General features: G+C 71.5%; 19 protein-coding genes. 10 read left to right on the forward strand and 9 right to left on the reverse strand.

Features of this window, described 5'->3' with window-relative positions; all coding sequences use genetic code 11:
* Nucleotides 1-196: 196 nt before the first annotated feature.
* Complete coding sequence (locus VF330_RS32325; protein WP_330855497.1) at nt 197-1,216, reverse strand: LacI family DNA-binding transcriptional regulator; 1,020 nt, start codon at nt 1,214-1,216, stop codon at nt 197-199.
* Nucleotides 1,217-1,315: 99 nt separating this feature from the next.
* On the opposite strand from VF330_RS32325, the gene VF330_RS32330 reads away from it, so the two are divergent.
* Together VF330_RS32330 and VF330_RS32335 are read left to right on the forward strand one after the other, a co-directional pair.
* Nucleotides 1,316-3,181, forward strand: a complete 1,866-nt coding sequence (locus VF330_RS32330; protein WP_330855498.1) for a discoidin domain-containing protein — start codon at nt 1,316-1,318, stop codon at nt 3,179-3,181.
* Nucleotides 3,182-3,224: 43 nt separating this feature from the next.
* Complete coding sequence (locus VF330_RS32335) at nt 3,225-5,042, forward strand: ricin-type beta-trefoil lectin domain protein (RefSeq protein WP_330855499.1); 1,818 nt, start codon at nt 3,225-3,227, stop codon at nt 5,040-5,042.
* Between the two features lie 65 nt (nt 5,043-5,107).
* Here VF330_RS32335 and VF330_RS32340 read toward each other — a convergent pair whose 3' ends face one another.
* On the reverse strand, nt 5,108-6,766 hold the full coding sequence (locus VF330_RS32340; protein WP_330855500.1) for a helix-turn-helix domain-containing protein: 1,659 nt from the start codon (nt 6,764-6,766) through the stop codon (nt 5,108-5,110).
* Nucleotides 6,767-7,101: 335 nt separating this feature from the next.
* Between VF330_RS32340 and VF330_RS32345 the strand changes: the two genes are divergently transcribed.
* Complete coding sequence (locus tag VF330_RS32345) at nt 7,102-7,635, forward strand: hypothetical protein (RefSeq protein ID WP_330855501.1); 534 nt, start codon at nt 7,102-7,104, stop codon at nt 7,633-7,635.
* Nucleotides 7,636-7,638: 3 nt separating this feature from the next.
* Here the strand turns inward: VF330_RS32345 and VF330_RS32350 are convergent, their stop codons facing one another.
* Nucleotides 7,639-8,808 carry a zinc-dependent alcohol dehydrogenase gene (locus tag VF330_RS32350; protein WP_330855502.1) on the reverse strand — a complete coding sequence of 390 codons (1,170 nt, stop codon included), beginning with the start codon at nt 8,806-8,808 and terminating at the stop codon, nt 7,639-7,641.
* Nucleotides 8,805-9,224 carry a hypothetical protein gene (locus tag VF330_RS32355; RefSeq protein ID WP_330855503.1) on the reverse strand — a complete coding sequence of 140 codons (420 nt, stop codon included), beginning with the start codon at nt 9,222-9,224 and terminating at the stop codon, nt 8,805-8,807. Before VF330_RS32355 ends, VF330_RS32350 begins: the two co-directional genes overlap by 4 nt.
* A 125-nt stretch (nt 9,225-9,349) precedes the next feature.
* On the opposite strand from VF330_RS32355, the gene VF330_RS32360 reads away from it, so the two are divergent.
* Both VF330_RS32360 and VF330_RS32365 read left to right on the forward strand, forming a co-directional pair.
* A complete protein-coding gene (locus VF330_RS32360) occupies nt 9,350-9,592 on the forward strand; it encodes an acyl carrier protein (RefSeq protein WP_330855504.1) in 243 nt (80 codons plus the stop codon).
* Nucleotides 9,593-9,795: 203 nt separating this feature from the next.
* Complete coding sequence (locus VF330_RS32365; RefSeq protein ID WP_330855505.1) at nt 9,796-10,245, forward strand: DUF4383 domain-containing protein; 450 nt, start codon at nt 9,796-9,798, stop codon at nt 10,243-10,245.
* Here the strand turns inward: VF330_RS32365 and VF330_RS32370 are convergent.
* Nucleotides 10,242-11,066, reverse strand: coding sequence for a UbiA family prenyltransferase (locus VF330_RS32370; RefSeq protein WP_330855506.1), 825 nt, complete (start codon nt 11,064-11,066; stop codon nt 10,242-10,244). The two genes, VF330_RS32365 and VF330_RS32370, sit on opposite strands and share 4 nt — an antisense overlap.
* Between VF330_RS32370 and VF330_RS32375 the strand changes: the two genes are divergently transcribed.
* The 3 genes from VF330_RS32375 to VF330_RS32385 are packed head-to-tail and all read left to right on the forward strand — an operon-like array spanning nt 11,031 to nt 13,975.
* On the forward strand, nt 11,031-11,795 hold the full coding sequence (locus tag VF330_RS32375) for a methyltransferase domain-containing protein (protein WP_330855507.1): 765 nt from the start codon (nt 11,031-11,033) through the stop codon (nt 11,793-11,795). The genes VF330_RS32370 and VF330_RS32375 overlap by 36 nt on opposite strands.
* A 3-nt stretch (nt 11,796-11,798) precedes the next feature.
* On the forward strand, nt 11,799-12,941 hold the full coding sequence (locus VF330_RS32380; protein ID WP_330855508.1) for an acyl-CoA dehydrogenase family protein: 1,143 nt from the start codon (nt 11,799-11,801) through the stop codon (nt 12,939-12,941).
* Nucleotides 12,938-13,975, forward strand: coding sequence for a type III polyketide synthase (locus VF330_RS32385; protein WP_330855509.1), 1,038 nt, complete (start codon nt 12,938-12,940; stop codon nt 13,973-13,975). Before VF330_RS32380 ends, VF330_RS32385 begins: the two co-directional genes overlap by 4 nt.
* Before the next feature lie 20 nt (nt 13,976-13,995).
* Here the strand turns inward: VF330_RS32385 and VF330_RS32390 are convergent, their stop codons facing one another.
* Nucleotides 13,996-14,523 (reverse strand): DUF2231 domain-containing protein, encoded by a 528-nt coding sequence (locus VF330_RS32390; protein ID WP_330855515.1) that lies wholly within the window; start codon nt 14,521-14,523, stop codon nt 13,996-13,998.
* Nucleotides 14,524-14,557: 34 nt separating this feature from the next.
* On the opposite strand from VF330_RS32390, the gene VF330_RS32395 reads away from it, so the two are divergent.
* Together VF330_RS32395 and VF330_RS32400 are read left to right on the forward strand one after the other, a co-directional pair.
* The gene (locus VF330_RS32395; RefSeq protein ID WP_330855510.1) at nt 14,558-14,869 is read left to right on the forward strand and encodes a hypothetical protein; all 312 of its coding nucleotides are present in this window, start codon (nt 14,558-14,560) and stop codon (nt 14,867-14,869) included.
* Nucleotides 14,866-15,033, forward strand: coding sequence for a hypothetical protein (locus VF330_RS32400; RefSeq protein WP_330855511.1), 168 nt, complete (start codon nt 14,866-14,868; stop codon nt 15,031-15,033). The genes VF330_RS32395 and VF330_RS32400 overlap by 4 nt, the downstream gene beginning before the upstream one ends.
* Before the next feature lie 19 nt (nt 15,034-15,052).
* On the opposite strand, the gene VF330_RS32405 is transcribed toward VF330_RS32400, so the two are convergent.
* From VF330_RS32405 to VF330_RS32415, 3 genes are all read right to left on the reverse strand, one after another.
* On the reverse strand, nt 15,053-15,328 hold the full coding sequence (locus VF330_RS32405; protein ID WP_330855512.1) for a hypothetical protein: 276 nt from the start codon (nt 15,326-15,328) through the stop codon (nt 15,053-15,055).
* A gap of 159 nt (nt 15,329-15,487) precedes the next feature.
* Nucleotides 15,488-16,840 (reverse strand): maltokinase N-terminal cap-like domain-containing protein, encoded by a 1,353-nt coding sequence (locus VF330_RS32410; RefSeq protein ID WP_330855513.1) that lies wholly within the window; start codon nt 16,838-16,840, stop codon nt 15,488-15,490.
* Nucleotides 16,837-17,752, reverse strand: a 916-nt coding sequence (locus VF330_RS32415; RefSeq protein WP_330855514.1) for an alpha-glucosidase C-terminal domain-containing protein, incomplete at its 5' end; no start/stop codon positions are given. The genes VF330_RS32415 and VF330_RS32410, both read right to left, overlap by 4 nt.

Consider the following 17,752-nt stretch of genomic DNA (forward strand, 5'->3'; position numbering starts at 1 on the left):
AACACTCGGCTGGGACACCCCAGCCGAACGCATGACTACGCTCCTCACCGAAACCAGTTGACCACCCGCGTTGCAACGACCCCTGGAATCCACCAGATTGCCGGGGGTCTGGGGGCAGCGCCCCCAGGTGGAAGCACGCAAGGTAACCGGGAAAACGCAACAGGGGAACGCTACGGGGTAACGCAACAGGGGAACGCTACGAACCCCCCGGCGAAACCGCCCCAGTAGACCCCCGAACCACCAAGGTGGTGGCCAACTCGATGTGCAGAGCCGCAGGCGAATGCCCATCCAACACCCGCATCAACTGAGCAACCGCGATCCGCCCCATCTCGACCAACGGCTGCCGAACGGTGGTGAGCCCAGGCCACACAGCCTCAGCCAGATCGATGTCGTCGAACCCGACCACGGACAACTCCGAAGGAACCCGCAACCCGACCTCCCGAGCCGCCTGCAACACCCCCACCGCCACCTTGTCGTTGAAACAGACAACGGCAGAAGGCCGAGGCGACACCCGAAGCAACTCAGCAGCAGCCAACCGCCCCTGAGCGACAGTGGGCTCGACGTGCCGCAACCGATCGGCGGACAACAACACCCCGGCCTGAGCCAACGCGGCCCGGTGCCCAGCCAACCGCGCATCCCCGGCCAACCACTCCTCAGGCCCGGCGATGACCGCGATGTCCCGATGCCCCAGCCCGATCAGATGATCGGCGACAGCCCGAGCCCCGGAGAAGTGCGCGGCGGACACAGCGGCGACGTCCGGCGGAGGCGGAGTGCGCGGATCGACCACCACGAACGGAAACCCGGCCGCCGACAACGCGACCAGCGCGTCCCCCTCCTCAGGCGGCAGGATCAGGATCGCCCCGTCGGCATCCCCCTCGGGCAACCGGCGCAGGGCATCGCTCGACTGCCCGGACTCCCCCGCGTCCAGCACCAGCCGGAGCCCGTGCAGCTTCGCCCCTTCGGCGACCGAGGAAACGATCAACCCGAAGTAGTCCGTCAACACGTACGGACAACGCACATAAACAGTCCGGGTCCGCAGCGCCGCAGTCTCGGACCGACGCCGCTCCACGGCCTGCAACACCAGGTCGCGCGTCCGGGGCGCCACGTTGACGTGGTCGTTCAACACCCGTGAGACGGTCGCGACGGACACACCGGTCTCCGCCGCGATGTCCCGGAGGCTGGCGCGTTGTTTCACGGCTTCGATCTTGCGTTCCACCAGGTCAATGTACCGGAACTCGTCCAGACCATTGACCCTCGCCACGCGCGGGTGTTTCATCCTGGAAGCTGACGTTTCACAGTGATGAATGGGTGTTACATGAGACGAACCACGACGACAGCGCTGGTGTTCGGCCTGATCGCCACCGCGGCGGCCGTTCCCGCGGACGCGTCCGGCGCACCGCAGGTCCGGGTCTGGGTGACGACGCCGGACCGCGCCGAGCTGATGCACGAGCGCCCCGCGGTCCGGTTCGGCTCGACGCCGTCCGCCCAGCCGACGATCGTGGTCGACCCGGACCGCCGCTACCAGGAGGTCGACGGCTTCGGCGCGTCCATCACCGACTCGTCCGCCGACGTGCTCGCCGCCCTGGCCCCGGCCGTCCGCCAGGACACGATGCGCAAGCTGTTCGACCCGAGGAGCGGGATCGGCGTGAGCTTCCTGCGCCAGCCGGTCGGGTCCTCGGACTTCACCGCCGAGCAGGAGCACTACACGTTCGACGACGTCCCCGCCGGCCAGACCGACTTCGAGCTCCGGCACTTCAGCATCCGCCGCGACGAGGCGAAGGTCCTCCCGCTCCTGCGCGAGGCGAAGCGCCTCAACCCGCGCCTTAAGGTGATGGCCACTCCGTGGAGCCCGCCGGCGTGGATGAAGACGAACGACTCCCTCGTCGGCGGTCAGCTCAAGGACGACCCGAAGGTCTACGACGCCTACGCGCGGTACCTGGTGAAGTTCGTCCAGGCCTACGCGCGGGCGGGCGTGCCGGTCGACTTCCTGTCCGTCCAGAACGAGCCGCAGAACCGCAAGCCCGACGCCTACCCCGGCACCGACATGCCCGTCGCCCACCAGATCAGGGTGATCGAGGCGCTCGGCCCGAAGCTCAGGGCCGCCAGCCCGCGCACGAAGGTCCTCGGCTACGACCACAACTGGGCCACGCACCCGAACGACGGCACGGCGGAGGCCGACTACCCGTTCCAGCTCCTGCGCTCCCCCGCCGCGAAGTGGCTCGCCGGCACCGCCTACCACTGCTACTACGGCGACCCGAGCGCGCAGACGGCGTTGCACGACGCGTTCCCGGACAAGGGGATCTGGTTCACCGAGTGCTCGGGTTCGAAGGGCGCCACCGACCCGCCGGCGAAGGTCTTCAGCGACACCCTGCGCTGGCACGCCCGCAACGTCGTGCTCGGCACCGCCCGCAACTGGGCGCGCAGCGCGGTGAACTGGAACATCGCGCTCGACAGCACCGGCGGCCCGCACCTCGGCGGCTGCGGCACGTGCACCGGCCTGGTCACCGTGCAGCCGGACGGGTCCGTGGTGACCGACGCCGAGTACTACACGATCGGCCACCTGTCGAAGTTCGTGCAGCCGGGCGCGCGCCGGATCGCCAGCACGTCGTTCGGCACCACCGGCTGGAACGGCCAGGTGATGGACGCCGCGTTCCGCAACCCGGACGGCTCCACGGCCCTGGTGGTGCACAACGAGAACGACGACCCGCGCTCGTTCGCGGTCACCGTCGGCGACCGCACCTTCGAGTACACCCTGCCCGGCGGTGCGCTGGCGACGTTCACCTGGACCGCCCAGCACAGGAGCAGGCTCGACCTCGTCCCGCTCACCGGCGCGACCGCGACCCCGGACGGCGCACCGGCTGTCGACGACGACGCGTCCACCCGCTGGTCCAGCGGCGCCGCCCAGACCCCCGGTCAGTTCCTCCAGGTCGACCTGGGGCGGCGCAGGGACTTCCGGCGCGTCGCCGTCGACTCCGGCGGCAACCTCGGTGACTACGCCCGCGGCTGGGAGCTGTCGGTCAGCGACGACGGCACCGGCTGGCGCACCGTCGCGAGTGGAACGGGCGTCGGTCAGCTGACGACCATCGACGTCCGCCGCACGACCGCGCGGTACGTCCGCATCACGTCCACCGGGTCCTCGACCAGCTGGTGGAGCATCGCCGATTTCCGCCTCTACAACTGAAGAACCTGAACCGGGCGCGCCCAACCCCCTGCAAGGAGCGCTGATGTCAAAGACGACGAAACGCTGGCGCGGCATGGCGATCGCCGCCGCCGTCGTGACGGCGGGAAGCACCCTGGTGTCTCCCGCCGCCACCGCGGCCACGAACGCCGGTGTCTGGCTGACCACCGCGGACCGGTCGAACCTGCTGCGCCAGCAGGGCGACGTGACGTTCGGCTCGGGTGGCAGCGGTCCCACGATCACGGTCAACCCGAACTCGACCTACCAGTCCATGGTCGGTTTCGGGGCGTCGTTCACCGACGCGGCCGCGTGGAACGTCTTCAACTCGCCACGCCGCACCGAGATCATGAACAACCTCTTCACCAAGAGCACCGGCATCGGTCTGAGCTTCCTGCGCCAGCCGATCGGCGCTTCCGACTTCTCCCGCAGCTTCTACACCTACGACGACGGCGCGGCCGACCCGTCGCTGTCGCGGTTCTCCACCTCCCACGACAACGCCTACATCATCCCGCTGCTCCAGCAGGCCAAGCAGCTCAACCCGCAGCTGTCCGTGATGGCGACGCCGTGGAGCGCGCCGGCGTGGATGAAGAACAACAACAGCCTCATCCAGGGTTCGCTCAACGACAGCCGGATCGGGGTGTACGCCGACTACCTGGTCAAGTTCGCGCAGGCGTACAAGGCCGCGGGCATCCCGATCGACTACCTGAGCGTGCAGAACGAGCCGAACTTCGAACCGCCGGGCTACCCCGGCATGAGGATGTCGGCGCAGCAGCAGGTCAACGTGATCAACACGCTGGTGCCGAAGCTGCGCGCGGCCGGCGAGCAGGCCAGGATCCTCGGCTACGACCACAACTGGGACGACACGACCTACCCGCAGACCGTCAACACCGGCGCGGGCGGCAACGTGATCGGCTCGGCGTGGCACTGCTACGGCGGCAACCCGAGCGGCCAGTCGGTCGTCAAGAACAACCAGCCCGGCAAGGACGTCTTCTTCACCGAGTGCTCCGGCACGAGGTCGGCCGACGACGCGTCGACGTTCCGCGACACGTTGCGCTGGCAGGGAATCAACCTCGCGATCGGCGCGACCCGCAACCACGCGCGGTCCGTGGCGATCTGGAACATGGCCCTGGACCAGAACAACGGCCCGGTCATCGGCAGCTGCACCAACTGCACGGGCGTCGTCCGCACCAACGGCAACGACGTCACGTACAACGCCGAGTACTACGTCCTCGGCCACCTGTCGAAGTTCGTGCAGCCCGGCGCGGTCCGCATCGACTCGACCGGCTACGGCGAGGGCGGCATCCAGAACGTCGCCTTCCGCAACCCGGACGGCCGGATCGTGCTCGTCGCGCTGAACTCGGGTGCCCAGCAGAACTTCCGCGTCTCCTACAACGGCCAGACGTTCGGCTACGCCCTCCCGGCGGGCGCGATGGCGACGTTCACCTGGCCGGGCACCCTCGACCCCGGCACCCCGCCGACCGGCCGCACCGGCCCGATCACGGGCCTGGCCGGCAAGTGCCTCGACGTCACCGACGGCTCGACCGCCAACGGCAACCGGCCACAGCTGTGGACGTGCTCCAGCGGCCCGAACCAGACATGGACCCTGTCCTCCGACGGCACGGTCCGCGGCCTGGGCAAGTGCCTCGACGTGACCGGCAACGGCACGGCGGACGGCACACCGGTCCAGCTGTGGGACTGCTTCGGCGGCCCCAACCAGCGCTGGACCGCGTCGAACGGGACGCTGGTGAACGCGGGCAGCGGCAAGTGCCTTGATGTCGTCGGCAACAACAGCGCCGACGGCGCGAAGCTCCAGATCTGGTCCTGCACGGGCGGCGCCAACCAGAGGTGGACGGTACCCGCGTAGGTCGGTGACGGCCGGCGCCCGAAGACGGGCGGGCGCCGGCCGTCAGCCCGTCGGTGAAGACGGGGTCAGCCGTACTCGATGAGAACCGGTTCCTCCGCCACCGCGATGGTGTCACCCGGCTGCGTCGCGGTGCTCGTGCCGTCCAGGCGCCGCACGCTCAGCGTGCCGGGTTCGGCCGTCGTGGTGGCCGAACCCGTGTCGGTCCAGCGGATGCACGCCTCGTGCGGCTGCCCGGTGGTGGTGATGGTGAACCGGCACTGCCAGACGTTGCCGGGAAGGCCGCTCGCGGCCCCGTGCCCGCACGAGCGGCTTCGAGCGTGCGCGAGCCACCGCTGCAGCTGTTCGACGGCCAGCGCGGCCGCGGTCGGAGTGCCGCCGACCGCCTGCAGCACGATCGGGATCTTCGTGCCGCCCCAGTTGTAGAAGTACATGCGCTCCAGGTTCCTGTTGCGCGCGTACACGCCCACCAGGAAGAAGCGCACGGCGTGGTTGACGGCCGTGCGTTCGTCGAGTGGTCCCTGCAGCGGGATCGTGTACGTGGTGCCGGTGTTCCACAACCGGGGGTGAACACCGGCCTCGTGCAGGACTTGGTCGATCATGGCCGTGAGGGTCAGCATCGTCTCCGGGGGCTCGGAGGCGTCGCGCTGGAACAGCTTCACGCCGGCGACCTCGCAGTGGCCGTAGCCGCCCAGGCCGGCGAACCGCCGGAAGGCGCGGAGGCCGTCCTCCGACCACAGCTGTCCCATGCCGGGACACACGACGGTCGCCTCGGCGTCGGTGGCGCGGATGATCGTGCTCGCCCGCCGGGTCATCTCGACGAGCGTCTCGGTGCTGCCCGAGTAGAACCGGCTGTCGTTGCCCAGCACCCACAGCTCGTAGGCGGAGATCCGGCCCCTGTACCGCTGCGCCACGGCACGGACGTAGGCGTCCCAGTCGGCGAGGTCGTCCGGCGGCGCCGACGACGACCCGTCCGGGTACACGCTCGGCCTGCCGGACGGCGCCGCCCAGCGCGGTGTCCCGCCGAACACGAACAGCACGGGCACCCCCGCCCGTTCGGCGCCGTCGACCAGGCGGTCCGACGTCGACCAGTCGAACTCGCCGCGCGCCGCCTGGACCTCGGACCACCGCGTCCCGCTGTCCCACAGCCGCACCGCCCCGACCCGGAACGCCGGCATCCCGCCGGTCGCGCTGTTGATCGTGACGCCGAACAGCGTGCTCGGCACCGGGGCGGCGGGCAGCGTCCACGCGGGCCCGTCGACCCGCTGCGGCGTCGCCAGCGGGATGACGACGTGGGACTGGGCGCCGGAAACCAGCCACACGACCAGGCACACGATCGACACCGACACCGGTCGCCGCCAACTCCGCCGCTTGACGGCCGGCGGCACCACGACCGGCCGCGGCACGACGGGAGACGGCACCGCTTTCACCGGCACCACCTCCACCGGCACCGCAGCCGGCACGACCACAGCTTTCTCACGGGCGGTCACGGCACCTGCCCACAGGTCGTGCAGCCGCAGGCGTTCCGCCGTGGTCGCGCCGCAGGCGAGTCCGATGCGCTCGAGCACCCCGAAGTCCTGGGGCACCGACAGCCCGGTGCAGTACCGGTGGACGGCGGACTTGCTCAGGTGGGTCTTGCGGCCGATGCCCTCGTAGCTCAGACCGCTGCGGGCCTTCAGGTCCTCCAGCAGGTCGCTGAGACCGCCCGGACGTCGTGTGCCGGCCATGAACTCCCCCGTCGGCTGATGCCACCCGCGGCAGGCTCCCCCTCCCCAGGTGGTCGCCGCGCCCGCCGAACCTCAACACCTCCGCGACCGCTCGCGCTGCACGATGCCCGGGCTTTCACCCGTTCGGCCCTCCCCGCCGGGCGCCGCGAGGCCGCTGGACCGTCCCGGAGTCCGCCGTCCGCGCAGCTCACCGGCACCGGAACGTCCCAGCGTCTCATCCCGGGACCACGGCCTTGCGGCGGTCGTGCGACGCCGCTGAGGCTCATGCGGCTCTCACAACACGCTCACCGCCGTCGATCCCTGCTGTCGGCACCACATCCGAGGGGACCACGTCCATGCTTCGTCGATCGAACTCCAGCCGCTTCGCCAACGTCACCATGGCAGCCGTGCTCGGTGCCGCCTTCACCGTCGGGCTCCTCGTCAGCAGCCCCACCGCCGCGCACGCCGAGAAGAAGTGCCACGGCGGGGGCTGGCCCGTCCTGGGGTACGGCGAGGTCAAGTACGACAACCCCGGCGGCTCCGGCGACCTGAAGTACCCCGCGTCGCTCCACGGGCGGACCGCCCGCCTCTACAGCGGCCGCAGCAACGCCGCCGCCTACGCGAGGGTGTACCTGACCAGAGGCGACGTGCTGGGCATCGACCGCTCCAACTTCACGGTGACCGGTCCCGGGTCCGACCACAACTGGCTGCGCACCGACGAGGTCGAAGCCCGCGGAACCTGGGACTACTGCGAGGTCACCGCCACCTCGGACGCGACCTATGACACGCCGGTGATCGACGGTGCCCACCGGGCCGTGCGCATCTGCCTGCTGCACAACGGCGGCCGGCAGTGCACCAACATCTGGTACGCGGACAACGACGACGACTGACCGTCAGAACCGGAAGACCGAGCGCAGGCAGTCGTCTTCCTTCTTCTTGAACAGCTCGTACCCGCGCGCACCCTCGCTCAACGGCATGACGTGCGTCGCGAGGTGGTTCGTGACGAGCTCGCCGGACGCGATGCGGTCCAGCAGCATGGGGACGTACCGCTGCCCGTGCTGCTGGGCCCCGCGCACCGTCAGGCCCTTGTTCATCAGGGCGCCCAACGGGAACTTGTCCACGATGCCGGTGAACACGCCGAGCACGAACACCGACCCGCCCTTGCGGGCGTTGTAGATCGCCTCGCGCACCGCGATGGGCCGGTCCATCTCCAGCTTCAGCTTGCTCTTCACCTGGTCGTAGGCGTACTGCGGGCCGGTGGAGTGCGCCTCGCAGCCGACCGCCTCGATGCAGACGTCCGGTCCGCGCCCGCCGGTGGCCTCCAGGAGGGCCTCCCCGACGGACGTCTCGGCGTAGTTGATCGTCTCCACGCCGAACGCCAGCTCGGCTTGCCGCAGCCGGTAGTCGAAGCGGTCGATGACCATGACGCGTTCGGCGCCGAGCAGTTGTGCCGCGCGGGCGGCCATCTGGCCCACCGCGCCGCAGCCCCACACGGCCACCACGTCACCGGGTTTTACGCCGCCCAGGTCCGCGCCCATCCAGCCCGTCGGCGCCGAGTCGGACGCGAAGAGCGCGCTCATGTCGTCGACCGCTTCCGGGATGGGGATGGCGGTGTGGTCGGCGAACGGCACGCGCACGTACTCGGCGTGGCTGCCGCGGAAGCCGCCCATGGCGTGCGAGTAGCCGAAGATGCCGCCGGGGTCGGCGCCCCACAGCTCCTGGGTGATGCCCGGGTTGGTGTTCGTGTTGTCGCACAACGAGTACAGCTCGTTCTTGCAGTACCAGCAGCGCCCGCAGACGATGAACGAGCACACGACGACGCGGTCACCGGGCCGGTGCCTCGTGACACCGGAGCCGACCTCGACGACCTCGCCCATGAACTCGTGCCCGATGACGTCACCCGCCTGCATGAACGGGATGTGGCCCGTCAGCAGGTGCAGGTCGGACCCGCACACCGTGCTCAGCCCGACCTTGAGGATCATGTCCTGGTCGTTCAGCAGCTCGGGGTCCGGCACGTCCTGCACCCGGACGTCGTTGATCCCTTCCCAGCACAACGCCTTCACAGCCGACCACTTCCCCCTGCCCGGTTCGTCACGAGTCCCAGCGCCTTGCCCAGCGGACCCGGATGCGTCGGCGCCGTGTCCGGCCGCACCACCTCGCCCGCCTCCAGCACCGACTTCGCCTTGCGCAGCGCGAGCCTCAGGTCGTGCCGCGAGGTCCCGCCCACGGGCTTGGCCATGAGCTCGGTGCCCTTGTCGCCCGTGGCGGGCCGGATGCGGATCTCGGCCTGGCCGCGCCACCGCTCCAGGTCCTGCGGGAGCGACGCCTGGACCTCGTCCGGTGAGCGGTACACCGTCACCGCCAGCCAGCGGTCGGCGTCCTCCTCGCGCGGTGCGGCCTTGCCGCGGCCGCGCCTGCGGGCCACCGCGACCGCCGCCGCCATCCCGGCGGCGACGACCGCTTTCCCTGCTGTGTTCATGTTCCCGACCTCCTTGGAGTGCGAATGCCGGGGATAGCCCGTGCCCGCCGGGAAAAACCGGGCGGGCAGGTTCGGCCCGGTTTTCGCGGGTATGTCCTCGGTGCCGACGACCAAGGGAGGCAAGGATGGCTACCGGTGAGACCGGCTTCGACGACGTCACCTACGACCTGATCTCCGTGCAGTACCACGCCCTCAAGGCGGGACACGACTACGGCCAGTACGTCCGCGACGCGGACAACGCGGGCCGCCAGGACATCGCGGACTTCTTCCGCCAGGTCATGGAGCAGGACTCCGCACGTGCGCGGCGGTGCCACGACTACATCAAGGAGCTGTCCGGGTCGAGCGCGTCCGGGCCCGCGGTCAGCTGATCCCGGGCGCGTGCCAGGCCGTGCCGCGCGGGGGTGATCGTGCGGCACGGCCGTTCCGCGCGCGCGGACTTCTTCCTGACAGCACAACGACTTCGCGCGGCGTCACCGATCGGCCGATCCGCCGGGGGTGACCCGTTTGCCCGGCAGGCGCGAGGGTAGCCGGGGCACGACCGAAGCTAGTCCCACCTGGACCTGGAGTGGTCATGTCCCACACCCCCGTCGCGGTGCGCACGCCCGTGCAGAAGGCCGCGCTGGCGGTCAGCGCCGTGTTCCTCGTCGTCGGCGTCGCGGGCTTCATCCCCGGCCTCACGACGAACTACGACACCCTCATGTTCGCCGGCCACGAGTCGCGGGCGATGCTCCTCGGCCTCTTCATGGTGTCCGTGCTGCACAACGTCGTGCACCTCGCGTTCGGCGTCGTCGGCTTCCTGATGTCGCGCACGGCCTACGGCGCGTACTGGTACCTCGTCGGCGGCGGCGTCGTGTACCTGCTGCTGTGGCTGTACGGACTGGTTATCGACCACGACAGCGCCGCGAACTTCGTGCCGCTCAACACCGCCGACAACTGGCTGCACCTGCTGCTGGCCGTCGGCATGGCCGGACTGGGCTTCGCCCTCGGCCGCGGTGCCGGCACGCGCGGCGCACGTCGTTAGAGCTCCATTCCCCCGGTGACGATCAGCAGGACGACGTCGACGAGGGCCACCGCGAGCAAGGCGTTGAAGTTCGCCCGCGACCCGGCCCTCCTCGACCGGATCCTGCCGATCACCAGGAGCACCACCGACAACGGCACCGCCACCAGTCCCGCCGTCGTGACGGGACCCGGCGGGCCGATCGCGAGGACCACTCCGGTGAGCACCGCGAGCACGGCCGCCGCCACCGCGCTCGCGGTCTTGCCGAGGCGGTGCGGCAGGCCGCGCACACCGGTCGCCGCGTCGTCCTCCAGGTCCGGCAACACGTTCGCGAAATGTGCCGCGCTGCCGAGCAACGCCGCCGCGGCGACCAACCACAGCGGCGGCCACTGGCCGCCGGGGCCGCCGAGCGTGACGAACGCGGGCAAGAGCCCGAACGAGATGACGTAAGGCGCAACGGACAACGCCGTCGCCTTGACGCCGAGGTCGTACGCCCACGCGGAGCACAGCATCACGACGTGCACCAGTGTCGCGTCCACTCCGGACAGCAGCGACAGCAGCACCGCGGACACGGCGGCGACAGCGGTCGCGACCGCCACGGCCCTGCGGGAGATCGCCCCGGCGGCAACGGGTTTGTCCCGGCGGCCGACGCGCGCGTCGCGGCCGGCGTCGAGCAGGTCGTTGAGCCAGCCGACGGACAGCTGGCCCGCGAGCACCGCCGCGGCGACGGCCGCCAGGCCACCGAGCGACCTGCCGGTGGTCACCACCAGCGCGGTGGCGACCGCGGTGACCGCGAGAGCAGGCAGTGGATGACTGGAGAGCGCGAGAGCTTCGAGGCGGCGCATGGGGTTCCAGTCTGCCAGCGGAACGGGCGCGCGCAGGTTGATCTTGAACCCAACGATCCCGAGCTGTACGAACGGCTCGCCGGGCGGTGGTGGGAGCCGCGCGGCCCGTTCGTCATGCTGCACTGGCTCGCCGCCGCACGCGCCGCACTCGTCCCGCCGGCCCGTCCCGGTGCCGTCCTGGTCGATCTGGGGTGCGGTGCGGGACTGCTGGCACCGCACGTCCGCGGCTACCACCACGTCGGCGTCGACCTCTCGCACGAAGCCCTGAGACAAGCGCGAACGCACGGTGCGCAGGCGATCCGTGCCGACGTCACAGCCGTTCCACTGCCCGACGGGTGCGCCGACGTCGTGGTGGCGGGCGAGATCCTCGAGCACGTCCCCGATCCGCACGCCGTGGTCGCCGAGGCGTGCCGGGTGCTGCGGCCCGGCGGGCTGCTGGTGCTCGACACGCTCGCGAACACCGCGCTGTGCCGGTTCGTGGCGATCGGGGTGGCGGAACGCCTGACCGGCCTCGCACCGCGCGGCGTGCACGACCCCGCGTTGTTCGTCGACCGGAACGCGCTGGTGAACGCGTGCTCCCGCAACGGTGTGCGGCTGGTTTTGCGGGGTATCCGCCCGTCGTTGCCCGGCCTGCTCGCGTGGTCGGTGCGCCGTGCCCGTTCCGTGCGCATGGTTCCGACCGCGACCACGGCGGTGCTCTTCCAGGGCGCCGGCCGCAAGGAAGGATGAGTCTTGGACCTCGACTCCCTGACCGACCGCATGACCGGGCGGGCCGTGCGGTACGACGCGTCCGGCGACTTCCCGGAGGAGGACTTCGCCGACCTGCGCGCGCACGGCCTGCTCGGCCTGATGGTGCCGCGCCGCCTCGGTGGAGCGGGGGCCACGTTCGCCGAGTACACCGACGTGGCGATGCGGCTGGGAGGCGGCGCGGGTGCCACCGCGCTGATCTTCAACATGCACGCGTCGGTCACCGGCGCGCTCGCCCACACGCCGGACGACCTCGTGCGGCAGTTCGGTGCCCCGGAGAGCTTCTTCGCCTCCCGCGACCGCGTTCTCTCGGCGGCGGCACAGGGCGCGCTGTACGCCGTGGCGATGAGCGAACGCGGCGCCGGGTCGCGGTTGTCCAAGGTGCGGACCTCCTACGAACGGACGGCGTCCGGCTTCCGGATCACCGGCGCCAAGACGTTCGTGTCCGGCGCTGGCCACGCCGACGGCTACCTCGTGGCCGCCCGCGACCGGGCGTCGGAGGAACCGAAGGTGTCGTACTTCCTGGTGCCCGCGGGTCCCGGCGTGCAGGTGCGGCCGACGTGGGACTCGCTCGGCATGCGCGCGACGGGGAGCCACGACGTGGACCTGGACGTCGAGGTGGACGCCGACGCGCTCGTGGGCGGCATCGAGGGCGCCGCGCTGCTGCTCGCGCAGGTGATGCCGCAGTGGCTGGTCGCCTCGTACGCCGCCGTCTACGTCGGCGTGGCCCAGGCCGTGCTGCGGCACGGTGCGGAACACCTGCGCGAGCGCGGACTGCACACCCTCCCGATGGTCCGCGCCCGGCTGGGCCGCGCCGACGTCCAGGTGGCCGCCGCCGAGCTCGTCGTCCGCGAAGCAGCCCGGCACGTCACCGACGACCCCGGCAACCCGGAGACGAACCGCTGGGTGTGGCGGGCGAAGCTCGTCGCGGGGGACACGGCCGCCGCGGTCGCGTTCTCCGTGCTGGAGGCGGCAGGCGCGTCGGCCACCCGGCGCGGTCATCCGCTGGAACGGCTCTACCGCGACGCCCGCTGCGGCGCGCTGCAGCCGGCCACGTCCGACGTGTGCGCCGACTGGCTCGGCGCCGCCGCCCTGGGCGACGACCCCGACGGGGTGGCGCGCTGGTGACCGCCCACATCGCCGCCATCGGCACCGCGCTGCCGCCCGCCGTGGAGCAGAGCGCGTTGTGGGAGAACCACTTCCGCGACCTCCTGCACGGCAGCCGGGCCGCCGGCCGGATCTTCGCCGGAGCCGGTGTGCACCGCCGGCACGCCGTCGTCAACCCGCTCGAGTCCGACGTGTCCACGTGCTCGACCGGCGAGAGGATGCGGCTGTACAACGACTTCGCGCGCCCGCTGGGGCACGAGGCCGTGGTGTCCGCCCTCGCCTCGGCCGGCCTCGACGCCGCCGACGTCGGCCAGCTCACCGTCGTGTCCTGCACCGGCTACACCGCGCCGGGACTCGACGTGCAGCTGGCCGCGTCGCTCGACCTGGCCCCCGACGCGCAACGGCTGCTGGTCGGCCACATGGGGTGCTACGCGGCACTTCCCGCCCTGAGCACGGTGGCTGATTTCGTCTCCCTGCACCGCAAGCCCGCGGTGTTGCTGTGCCTGGAGCTCACGTCGCTGCACGTCCAGCCGTCCACGACGGACGCCCAGCAGATCGTGTCGCACGCCCTGTTCGGCGACGCCGCGACCGCGCTCGTCGTGCGGCCCGGCGAGGGCAGGCTGGAGGTCGTCGGCACCGGTGCCGTCACCGACCCGGCCACGGCCGACCACATGACGTGGACCGTGACGGACCACGGGTTCCGCATGACGTTGTCCCCGCAGGTGCCGGAGGTGCTCGGCAAGCACGTGCGGCACGCCGTCGAGTCGCTGCTGGCCGACCACGGCCTCGCCGTGCCCGACGTGCGCGGCTGGGCGGTGCACCCCGGCGGCCCGCGCATCCTCGACACCGTCGGCCACGAGCTCGGACTGCCGTCCGACGCGCTCGACGCATCTCGTCACGTGTTGCGGGAGAACGGGAACTGCTCGTCGGCGACCGTGCTGATGGTGCTCGACGAGCTGCTGGACGGCGCCGCGCTGCGGCCGGGCGACCCGGTGGTGGCGATGGCGTTCGGTCCGGGCCTGACCCTGTACGTCACGCTGCTGCGCGCGAGGTGACCACGCGGCGCCGCCTCCGGTCAGCGTCCTGAGGCGGCGACACCGCTCAAAGAGCTGGGCGCGTCGACGTGCGCGTCCTCCTCGACGCTGATGCCCAGCCGCTCGACCAGCTCACCGCCGAGCCAGCCACCGACCCCGCTCACCACGAGGCCGAGCCACGCGGCGGCGAGCGCCGGCCACGCCGGGACCCAGTTCTCCTCGGCGAGCCGCATCGCCCAGCTCACCGCGAACAGCACGAGCACCACCACGTTCACCAGCCCGTGCAGCAACCCCACCCGGTGCGCCCGCGTGCCCTTCGGGACGACGAGCCACCAGTCGAGCCAGCCCGTGATCGCCGTGACCACGCCGAGCAGCAGCCCGGCGGCGATGAGGTGCCCGGCGGTGAAGGCGAAGGACACCCGGTCCGTGGTCAGGTGCAGCACGTCGAAGCCGACCGAGGTGGTCAGCAGGCCCAGCGGGAAGACGATGAGGATCGGGTGGACGGCGTGACCCGCGGCACGGACGCGCTGCGCATGAGGTGCTCCTTTCCCAGAAGCTGTCGCCGGCAGGCTTACCCCGCGTCACCGCGGATACCCCTGTGCCATGAACACCGACGAACTGCGGCGGTTCGTGCTCGACCGGCTGGACGAGGACGAGAAGCGCCTGGCGAGGGAAGAGCTGCCCCTGCTGGACGAGGCGGAGAGCCGCGGCAGACTCCGCGTCGCGCGCTCCGACGACGGCACGGGCCTGCTCCTGCTGCCCGGCCCGGTCCAGCCGCCGGCGGACCTGGTGCCGTTCCCCGAGAAGCTGCCCCTGCTGCGCACCGAGGTGGAGCAGACCGGCGACGACGCGACGCTGCGCCTGCTCGCCAACGCCTTCGACACCCACCACGACTGGCAGGAGGAGTGGCGATGACGACGCCGGAACCCGACCGCGTGACGGCCGAGAGCGAGCTGGAGGACGCCGACATCGGCGGCGAGCACACCCGGCCGACCTACGCCGACGAGAACCCCGGTGGGCCGCACCGGGGCAGGGACGAGTCGGAGCCGCGCGACGAGGGCGGCATGGACCAGCGGTAGGTCAGGTGCGGCTCGCGCGTCAGGCGCGGGCCGCGACCATCGTCCGCTGACCCGGCAGGAACCCGCGCGCCGCCGTCAGCAGCATCCGCGCCTCCATCAGCTCCCCGTACTCGAGGTGCTCGTCGGCGGCCGCGACGTGGGCCAGCGCCCGCTGCGGGGCGTCCGGGAAGTCCGCCATCGCCTTGGTCAGGCACTTGCGCGCCAGCTCCGCCTGCACGGCGAGGTCGGTGCCCGCGGTCACGCGGACGAGTGCGAGGGCGTCGCAGATGGCACGGTCGAGAGAGCTGTGGTTCACGGGGATCGCCGCCTCAGGGACAGTCGGGGGTGCGGAAGCGCCGACTGCTTGACGCCGGTTCGGGCTACCCCCGTTCCGGCAGCCCAAACGCGGCCAACCCAGGATTTTCGAAAACTCCGCGGAAAAACGGGGCGGGCGTGGCGGCCCGCCCCGGTCCGGTCACGCCGTCCAGACCGGCTCGCCGGTCACCGCCTCCGCGATCGCCGACAGCGGGATGACGGTCCACTCCGGCCGGAACCGGTTCTCGTGCCGCACCTCCAGCACCGCCCGGTCCAGCTCGACGGCGGTCAGCAGCACGTCGTCGCGCCGCAGGTCGGCCGACACCTCGGAGTACCCGTCGCAGAACGCCGTCCGGTTGCGCTCCAGCCACCGGGCCGCCAGCGGCAGCAGCGCCTCGACGTCGTCCGCGCCGACCAGCAGCTGCGCCGCCGCGTAGTGCAGCGACCGCAGCACCGTGGCCACGTCGTGCGCGGCGGGCCGCGGCCGGTCGCGTTCGGCGGCGTCCGGCTGCCCCTCGAAGTCGACGAGCACCCACGCGCGCGGCGACCGCAGCACCTGGCCCAGGTGCAGGTCGCCGTGGACGCGCTGCAACCGGATCGGGCCGGCGGCCTCCAGCACGGCGTCGAACCGGGCGCGCAGGCCCGCCTCGAACTCGGCCAGCCGCGGGACCTCGACCAGAGCCGCGTCCAGCCGGCTGTGCAGGGCCGCGACGAACTCCGCCTCGTCGTCCGGGCCCGCCACCTCCTCGCCCAGGGTCGTGCGCAGGTCGGCGTGCACGCGCGCGACCGCGCGGCCCAGCCGGTGCGCCTCGGCGGCGAAGTCCCCGCCCGCGGCGGCCGGGTCCTCGCCGAACGCGAGGAAGTCGCGGACGCTCGCGGTGGCCATCGGCCAGCCCAGGGCGCCGAGCGGCACGAACTCGTTCAGCACCGCGAAGGTCGTGCGCACGCCGTCCAGGTCGGACTCCAGCGCGCCCTGCGGACGGGCGATGTGCGGGTTCTCGACCGAGTCGAGGGCGTCGTGCAGCACGAGCTCCGGGTTGTCGCCGGGGACGAGCTCGCGGAAGAACTTCAGCACGTGCCGCTGCCCGTAGACGATCGAGCGGTTGCGCTGCGGGCCGGGGAACGGCCGTCCCACCGGCGCGGCGGCGTGGCGCGGGGCGAGGGCGCCGCGGAACCGCAGGTCCTCGACCTCCGCGGACTCCTCGAAATGCGCCAGCAGCACGGCGGTCAGCTCGGGGTCGTACACCGCCTCGTACACCTGGCGGTCGCCCGCGCGCCCGATCCTGGCGTGCACCAGGCGCTCCGGCAGCTCCGCCCGCACGCCCAGCAGCAGCTGGTACCGGCGTCCGCCGCTCTCGGCCACGACGTGCACGAGAGCGGGGTCGCCGTCGCGCAGCACCGTCACCCGCGAGCACTCCACCGGGCCGCGGCCGCGGAACCAGGGCTGGGCGTGCAGCCAGCGGTCGAGCTGCTCGGGCGCGGGGAGGACCTCGACGGCCTTGCTCGTTGTCACTTCTTGTCGCCACCTTCCACGTCGGAGGTCAGCTGGAACCAGTAGAAGCCGTGGCCCGGCAGGGTCAGCTGGTAGGGCAGCTCGCCCACGGCCGGGAACCGGACGCCGCCGGTCAGCTCCAGCGGCACGGTGCCGGCGTGCTCGGACAGGTCGAGCTCGACGGGCTGCGGGAAGCGCGAGAGGTTGTTCACGCACAGCACCACGTCGGCGCCGAGCCGGCGGCGGTAGGCGAGCACCGTGGGGTTGGAGGCGCCCAGCTCGGTGAAGTCGCCGTGCCCGAACGCGCGGTGCTGCTTGCGCACCTCGATCATCCGGCGCGTCCAGTTGAGCAGCGAGTACTGGCTGCGCGACTGCGCCTCGACGTTCAGGCCCTGGTAGCCGTAGACCGGGTCCATGATCACCGGCAGGTAGATCCGGCCGGGGTCGCAGGACGAGAAGCCCGCGTTGCGGTCCGGGGTCCACTGCATCGGCGTGCGCACCGCGTCGCGGTCCTGCAACCAGATGTTGTCGCCCATGCCGATCTCGTCGCCGTAGTACAGGACCGGCGACCCCGGCAGCGACAGCAGCATCGCCGTGAACAGCTCGTGCTGGTTGCGGTCGTTCTCCAGCAACGGGGCCAGCCGCCGGCGGATGCCGATGTTGGCCTTCATCCGCGGGTCCTTGGCGTACTCGGAGTACATGTAGTCGCGCTCTTCGTCGCTGACCATCTCGAGCGTGAGCTCGTCGTGGTTGCGCAGGAAGATGCCCCACTGGGCGTTCTCGGGGATCGCGGGCGTCTGGGCCAGGATCTCCGAGATCGGGAACCGCGACTCGCGCCGCACCGCCATGAAGATGCGCGGCATCAGCGGGAAGTGGAACGCCATGTGGCACTCGTCGCCGTCGCCGAAGTACTCCACGACGTCGGACGGCCAC

It is taken from the genome of Lentzea sp. (genome assembly GCF_036380075.1).
Taxonomy (GTDB): Bacteria; Actinomycetota; Actinomycetes; order Mycobacteriales; family Pseudonocardiaceae; genus Lentzea.

Bases quoted from the DNA above. Each gene is read 5' to 3' on its own strand.
- VF330_RS32360 (WP_330855504.1), top strand. From the start codon at position 9,350: ATGGCTACCGGTGAGACCGGCTTCGACGACGTCACCTACGACCTGATC.
- VF330_RS32355 (WP_330855503.1), bottom strand. From the start codon at position 9,224: ATGAACACAGCAGGGAAAGCGGTCGTCGCCGCCGGGATGGCGGCGGCG.
- VF330_RS32400 (WP_330855511.1), top strand. From the start codon at position 14,866: ATGACGACGCCGGAACCCGACCGCGTGACGGCCGAGAGCGAGCTGGAG.
- VF330_RS32340 (WP_330855500.1), bottom strand. From the start codon at position 6,766: ATGGCCGGCACACGACGTCCGGGCGGTCTCAGCGACCTGCTGGAGGAC.
- VF330_RS32345 (WP_330855501.1), top strand. From the start codon at position 7,102: ATGCTTCGTCGATCGAACTCCAGCCGCTTCGCCAACGTCACCATGGCA.
- VF330_RS32335 (WP_330855499.1), top strand. From the start codon at position 3,225: ATGTCAAAGACGACGAAACGCTGGCGCGGCATGGCGATCGCCGCCGCC.
- VF330_RS32395 (WP_330855510.1), top strand. From the start codon at position 14,558: ATGAACACCGACGAACTGCGGCGGTTCGTGCTCGACCGGCTGGACGAG.
- VF330_RS32330 (WP_330855498.1), top strand. From the start codon at position 1,316: ATGAGACGAACCACGACGACAGCGCTGGTGTTCGGCCTGATCGCCACC.
- VF330_RS32375 (WP_330855507.1), top strand. From the start codon at position 11,031: ATGACTGGAGAGCGCGAGAGCTTCGAGGCGGCGCATGGGGTTCCAGTC.
- VF330_RS32370 (WP_330855506.1), bottom strand. From the start codon at position 11,066: ATGCGCCGCCTCGAAGCTCTCGCGCTCTCCAGTCATCCACTGCCTGCT.
- VF330_RS32365 (WP_330855505.1), top strand. From the start codon at position 9,796: ATGTCCCACACCCCCGTCGCGGTGCGCACGCCCGTGCAGAAGGCCGCG.